This is a genomic window from Marinomonas transparens, from assembly GCF_016463975.1.
Taxonomy (GTDB): Bacteria; Pseudomonadota; Gammaproteobacteria; order Pseudomonadales; family Marinomonadaceae; genus Marinomonas; species Marinomonas transparens.
Window position 1 is genome coordinate 1 of the sequence record NZ_JAEMNX010000050.1, and the last position, 7,220, is coordinate 7,220.

Annotated in this window: 4 protein-coding genes; all 4 read left to right on the top strand. The window is 44.7% G+C overall.

Going from position 1 to position 7,220, the window contains the following annotated elements; genetic code table 11:
* Positions 1-4,752, top strand: a 4,752-nt coding sequence (locus tag I8J31_RS20485; protein ID WP_199470444.1) for a hemagglutinin repeat-containing protein, incomplete at its 5' end; no start/stop codon positions are given.
* Between the two features lie 14 nt (positions 4,753-4,766).
* Complete coding sequence (locus I8J31_RS20490) at positions 4,767-5,111, top strand: hypothetical protein (RefSeq protein ID WP_199470445.1); 345 nt, start codon at positions 4,767-4,769, stop codon at positions 5,109-5,111.
* A gap of 67 nt (positions 5,112-5,178) precedes the next feature.
* Positions 5,179-6,282 (top strand): restriction endonuclease fold toxin, encoded by a 1,104-nt coding sequence (locus I8J31_RS20495; protein WP_199470446.1) that lies wholly within the window; start codon positions 5,179-5,181, stop codon positions 6,280-6,282.
* Positions 6,283-6,294: 12 nt separating this feature from the next.
* A complete protein-coding gene (locus I8J31_RS20500) occupies positions 6,295-6,708 on the top strand; it encodes an Imm7 family immunity protein (protein WP_199470447.1) in 414 nt (137 codons plus the stop codon).
* Positions 6,709-7,220 lie beyond the last annotated feature (512 nt).

The following is a 7,220-nucleotide window of genomic DNA, read 5'->3' on the forward strand; positions in this document are numbered from 1 at the left end:
GAGGATAGCTACAGTTTTGTCGGCGGTGGTGGCAATTCCACCGAGAAACGCGACCATAGCGAAACTCTCACCGGCACGACACTGAATGCTGGCGGTGCGTTAACACTGGTCAGTCAGCAAGATATTTTCTCGGAAGGCTCTGCGCTAAGCGGCGGAGAAGGTATTGGTCTAGCAGCGGGCGGTGACGTATTGCTGGTGTCGGCGGTGGCCAATAATTCGAGCTTTGAAGAAGTCAAAACCAAAAAGAAAAGTACGTTTGGGTCTAAACGAAAAACGGTCACCACCACCTCAGAAAGCACGATCAACCAAGGTACGAGTTTAGCCTCGGGCGGTGATGTTCAAATTATTTCTGGGTCGGACATTTTATTGGCGGGTTCGACGGTGAACGCTGACGGGAATATTGCCCTACAGGCGGAAGATAATATCCAACTGTTATCGACCGTGGATCAAACATCGACACGCTACCAAGAGCAGAAAAAAGGCACTTTTAAAGTCAAAGCCAAAGACCAAGGTTCCATCAAGCAAGTGGCGGTGGGCAGTGAGCTGATCGGTGGCGATGTGAGCCTCGACAGCGGCAGCAACATCAACCTTGAAGGCGCAACCTTAGCGGCGAACGATACCTTGTCCATGGGCGCAGGAGCCGATGCTCTACAAAGCGTGACGCAAGACGCGAATGGCAACTACGTCAATGAAGATGGCACCCTAGCCGGTAACATCACTGTGGGCACCCAAGCGGTACAAAGCAGCGAATGGAATGAATCCTCTTCAAGTTTCCGTGGTGTCTTTAAAGACATCGCCAAAGGTATTGCGGCGGTCGCGTCTCTTGTTGATGATGGGGCTTCCATCAAAATTGGTGAATCCCATGCCACCCGCACAGAGACCCTAAGGCAGAAAACATCTACTTTAGCGGCTAACGACCTCAACATTGACGCGCAAAACAACCTGGCATTGATTGGTGCGAATGTGGCTGTCACCGATACCGCCACTATTAATGCCAACAATGTCACCATCGATGCCGCACAAGAAAAAACCGTCGTCATGGAATCCCATGGTGAGATTTCCGTGTCGGCTGAAGGCCCGTCGTTTTCGTCTGAAGAGGGCGAGTTATCTCTGATCAGCCTAACGGAAACAGACCAGACCGAACGGACCACCACCACAGACAACACGTGGGCAGGGAGCAACATCAGCGTGGGTAACCTGACGATCAATGCGGATAAAAACGTTGCGATCCTAGCCAGTGACATTAGCGTGCAAAACAACGCCGACATCCAAGGGGAAAACATCCTAGTGGGCGGACGTGAAGACGTTACCGATACCACCCATGATAGCGTCACTAAAACCAAAACCTTCACTGTGGGCGTGAAGAATGCGTATGTAGACGTGGCACTGGCGATTAGAGCGCTGGACAAAGCCAAAGACGCGGTGAAAAATGCCAAAAGTGCTTATGACGAAGCAAAAACGAAAGTCGCAGAAGGTCGTCTTCCGGCCAGTGACCTTGACTTCTACAAGGGCAATATAGCGGCTGCGACGGCGAATGTGGCGAATGCAACATTGGCGATCTATTCTTCCGGTGTGGCGGCTGCGGCGGCCGCCTCAACAAGTGCCGGTACAGGCTTTTATGCGACAGCAGGTACAAGTACACAAACCGATACGACGAGTACCACAGCGACACAAACTAACTGGAATGGTTCTAGCATTAACGTAGGAGGTAATGCCAGCTTAACCGCTAGCAACAACCTTACCGTTGAAGGCTCTACCGTGAATACCGCAGGGCAGCTTGCACTGGATGCCAACAATATTGCGATTACTGCTGGTCAAAATACCTACAGTGAGAGTTCAGAAAGTCATAGTGAAGGGGCTAATGCCAGCTATGGCACATCGGGCAGTTTTTCTGCTGGTTTGAATGCCAGTAAAAGCAGCAGTGAAAGTCAAAGTACTCAACATGTTAACAGTAGTTTGAGTGCGGGCAGTATTGTCAGCAACAGTGAAAACCTCACCATTGAAGGCGGCAACCTCGGTGCGGAAGAGATTGATATAACGACCGACAACCTTGTGGTGACCAGCTTACAAGACACCGCGACGAGCTCAAGTGAAAGTGCCGGAGTGAATGTCGGTTTTAGTGGGACGGATCTGAGTAGTGCCAGTATCAACGCGAGTGAAAGTAATGCCAACAGCGCTTGGGTGAACGAACAAAGCGGCATTGTTGGTGGCACGGTCAACATCAAAGCCAAAGACACTAACTTAACTGGCGCCGTTATCGCGGCCGTAGATGAAAATGGCAACAGCACCGACCAACTGACGTTAACCACCGACACCTTAACCGTAGCAGACCTACAAGACGTCGACACCAGCAAGTCCATGGGAGCAGGTATTTCCATCAGTGGCATGATGCCAGATGCTAAGAAGAAAACCGGCTCGAACGGGGAAAAAGTAAATGAAACGGTTGGTACTTACAGCGCTAACTTCAGCGGTCATGAAAAAGAGCAAATTACCAAGGCTACTGTCGGTTTGGGTAACATCACTGTGGGTGGTGTCAGCATCGATGAACAGCCTGAGTTCGCCGACCTCAACCGAGAAGCCGCAGACAGCCAAGAAATCACCAAAGACATGGAACGGGGTGGTTTGGACGCGACGGCGACAATAGACAATCGACTGTTTTCAGAAGAAGGGCATGAAGACATCGGAAGAGATGTGACCGATACCAATGAACATTTTGGCGACATCGCGAGTGCTGTTAACGACATCATATCGGATGATAACGCTATTGGGTTCTTTGATCTTGGGGAAGGCATAAAAAACAAAGCTATTTTACGGAGCGTGAAAAACGATCTTGAGCGCAACACCGATTATGCCAATCTAAAAGATGCCCTAAACAGTGACAATAAAGAGGTAAAAGCCGAAGCTCAAAAAGTCTTATTTGAAGTATTAGTGGACCGCTTTGGAGGCGACCCGACAAACATCAACTTATATGATGGGGACAAAACCATCAGTGAGTCCTTAGCCAACCAAGTTCTGACGGATGGCAATGGCAATACCATGGTTGTAGATGTCCATGGTGGTGTCGTCAATGATGCCTCAAACAGTCAAAATGGCACCATCATGATAGATGCTTCTGAAGGAGAAAGCGAAGCGTCTATCATGAACACAGGAGCCCATGAATCACTGCAAGCCGTTGCCCAGCAAGGCAACGATGGTGGATTGTTTTTTGATAGCTCAGAACAAGCAAAAGAAGACCTAAGAAACGTCGCAGGTGAACAATTTTCATCGCTGATGGATCAGGTCGTTGAAGGGGGCTTAAATAAAACGGGCAACAGCATTACCGACACAGACGTTGTAAGGCAAGGAACCCAAGAGGCGAACAAGGTTGGTGATGCCAATGTAGATTACAGACAAATTTATGCAAGTGAAGTAGTCGGAATAAAAAACGCCGCCAAACAGTTGATGGCAAATAACGATATTAGCCAAGTTAGTGCAGAGAAAATCGTATCGGATAACTTACGTTACTACATCGATAAAGATTTTCAGACAAAAGCCAAAGCAAATGGCTTTACACCAGATGACAGTATTTTGAATGTTCTGGCTGAGACATTGGATGGATCGAACTATGTGTCCAATGATATCCCTGTAATAGACCCAAATTACAGCACAGAAGACGTTGTTGCAGGCATCAAAAGCTATGGCGATACTCATAGCAATGTTTTCAATGATAGAACGGTTGGTGGTGAGCCATTAGTCGGCAATGCCGAAGCAAAAGTCGGTAATGATAAAGTAGTAAGGGAGTTTTATGATCAAAGCTACCCTATTAATGCGACGGAGGCAGACAAAGCCCTTCAGGCATTTGGACGAGATGCGGGGGTTTTACAAGAAGTAAAACAAACAGCACAAAATACAAAAGACGCAGTGATTCAGTTGGTAACAACGAACCCGCTTACAACAGGTAAACAAATTTCTAGCAGCATTCAACAAGGGCTGCTGGATTTGAAAGATCCAGATCCGGTACAGTTTTTGTCGGATGCGCTTTCTGATATATACACACCTATCGTAGATAAAAGTATTGAAGCGAACCTTGATGCCCGCGCAGGTGACTTCTATCAAGCAGGCGTTAACCAAGGGCAAAAATATGCAAAAATCGGTATATTAGGTGCTGAAACGGCGGCTTCGATAACGGGTGTAGGTAAAGCTGTTGTTACTGGTGCTAAACAGACTTTAAGTTCCATTAAGGTAGAGACTCCGAAAACTAATGCCTTAGGTAGTAATGGCTCTTTTGATACTGAGGGGGATTTTGATGGAAAAAGTGCTTGGGAAACAGAATATGATTTAGCAAAACAGAGAAACTATTTAACTGATGAAGGTGGGGTATGGTGGCCGGAAAACTCTATAGGGTATGATAAAATTCCTGGAACAGATGGGGTATATACATACAAAGCAGGAGAAAACATTAGTCGTATGGTAAGAAAATCTGATGTAGAGAATTATCATGACGGGAATTATAAAACAGAAGCGGATCGAGGGTCATATGTATCATCTCCAAAAGTGACTTTTGAAGAACGTGCTTTACCAGGAGAAGCATCCGATTATCTTGAAGTTATACTAAGGCCTAAAGTGGATGTGATTGTTGGAACCTCTATTACTGCTCCTTGGTTTAATCAGCAGGGCTTAGGTCGGCAGGATAGACTTCCTGAATCAATAAAGAAATCAGATAACTATGAAATTATAGATGTCCGAGAAGTGGATTTAACTTCTAGTGATTAGAGGGCCATTTGAATATGAAAATCATTTTAGATAATAGGGAAAAGATAGCTCCGTTCTATGATGGTGTTTCTATGGGAGGAGGCTACATTGAATTCGCATGTGATAAATGTTGTGGCTTTATAAGGGAGGAGACTTTAAAGTTTATCATGAGGTCCGATGCATTAAATATACAAAAGAAAAAGGAGCTTTATATTTTTTTTAATGTTGCTTCTGAGCCAATTAAAAAACACGAGCCTGAAGTTGGGCTTATATTATGCCCGAAATGTCATGAAGAATATGCGCTTTATATTAGTTATGGAGAGGTTCAGTCTGGACGTTATCAAGCTTCATTGGTAGCTATCGCAGATATGAAACTTTGAATTGATTGGGGTCAAAAACTTAATGGGACACGCACATTAAGAAGTCAGTAAATTCAAGGCTTTTATCATGTGTGTCCTGCTAATTACCGCAGGGGCAGAAGCCGCCGCACCTGCCTTGGCAGAATGGTTGTATGGCAGCTCTAACCCAGATGATTTAAAGGCTGACGAGAAACAAACCCTCACCGCAATCTTAGGTGCTGCATCCACCGCTGTTGGCGCTACCACAGGCAATGCAGACAATGCCATTGCCGCAGGGCAAGCGGGTGAGAATGCGGTGGAGAATAACTACTTTGGTCACATGGACGAGAGCGGTAAAATTGACGCCCCTATTGTTAAGGTCTTAAAAGAGCAAGAAACCGCATATAAAGACGAACATTGTGTAGGCTTGAGTCAAGCAGATTGTAGTGGAGCCTACGCAAACCATCAACGGGAACAGCTTCAAGATATTCCAATCGTTGGATCGGTTGCCGCAGTCGGTCAATGCCTGAATGGAAACGACGCAGCGTGTAACGACATCGTGATCAATGTAGCGACAGATGCTGCAATGGGACTGACCGGTGCTGTCTTCGTGAAAGTAGGCGGGGAAGTAATAAAATATACCGCCGGTAAGCTTGATGATGTTGCAGGTGATACGTATGCTTTAGTGAAAGAGGTACCTAAGAAAGGAGAGGCACCTAAAGACCTCAATGAAACATTTAGTGGTGGTCGCCCAACAGTTAATGGTGATCCCGCAAATCCAAGTTCTGTTACAAAAAACTCAGAAGCAAATAGGGAACTGTATGGAGAAGAAAATGCTACAGATGCTTTTCCTTCCGGTACCGGTAATGCCTATGATGGAGGTCTAATCAAAGTTGACGTAGAAGATGCCGATGCTGATGCTTTAGCAAATCATCTTGGTGGTCGTTCCAGCGTAAGATTTAAGAATGACCCTGTTGGAAAAGAGTTTGACGCAGTAAGTGATCAATATATCGCAGAAGCAAAACCAGCATTTAAGAGTTTTGGCAAAGACGAGAGAATTCAAGCTAAAAGAGCTTTTGAGGCAGCAAAAGAAACAGGCCGCGATGTGTATTATCATTTTAACGGGGAGCCTGGTTCAAGTGTTATAAGGCAGCTCGAAGAGTATAGCAAAAGGTATGATATAAAAGTTGTTATTGATACAAAACCGTTTTAACTGAGGATCCAAATGTTTTTATATTATGGTTGGCTAACTATAGAGGCTGAAGAGCATGAATCTAATTATTACTCTTTACAAAACTTCGACTTGATTCAAGAAAAAATCAACGAATTTAATGCGTTATATTTTAGTGAAAATACTTTCACTCTTAAAACAATTAACGGGTATAAGCATCTTTTAGTATCTGGCGCTGATAATAGGAAAGGTGAATTTTGGAATTTGATTTATAAAGAACTTTTCTGGATAGCTGAAATAATGAAAGGCTCTTATGGAGTTATTTATACTAGAGATACTGCTAATTATGAAGGTAATATAAAGTCAAATGAATTTGAAGTATATGTTATGAAAAGAGGTTGTTTTGAGTTATCTAATATTCCTGACCCTTATTTATCCCCGTGTGCTCCTAAAATAGAAGATGCTTAAGTGTTATTTAACGTGCCACCCACCCCTCAAAGCCAGTCATATCAAGTGATTGGCTTTTTTGTTGTCCGTTTTCATTACATGCTTTTATTATAGACAAGGAGTTATCACCGCTAACCCGCCTTGAAGCAAAATGACATTCCAGCGAGGTAGGCGTTAGTTTCGAGTAGGAATGTCATTTTGCTGCAACGACCCAATCCCACTAATGCCTCTGATGTTTATCTGAAAAGAGGTCAAAACCCTTAAAAATCAATGGTATTCTTGGTTCCCGCCTGCGTGGGCGTTTAAGGGTGATGACCCCTTTTCATTCCTTTGCTTTATTTAACGTGCCACCCACCTCTCAAAGCCAGTCATATCAAGTGATTAGCTTTTTTGTTGTTCGTTTTCAATACATGCTTTTATTATAGGCAAGGAGTTATCACCGCTAACCCGCATTGAAGACAAATAACAGGTACCGTCCCATAAAGTGTGTCTCGTGAATTCATAAAATAAGTGCAACACTCATGGTTGAGTAG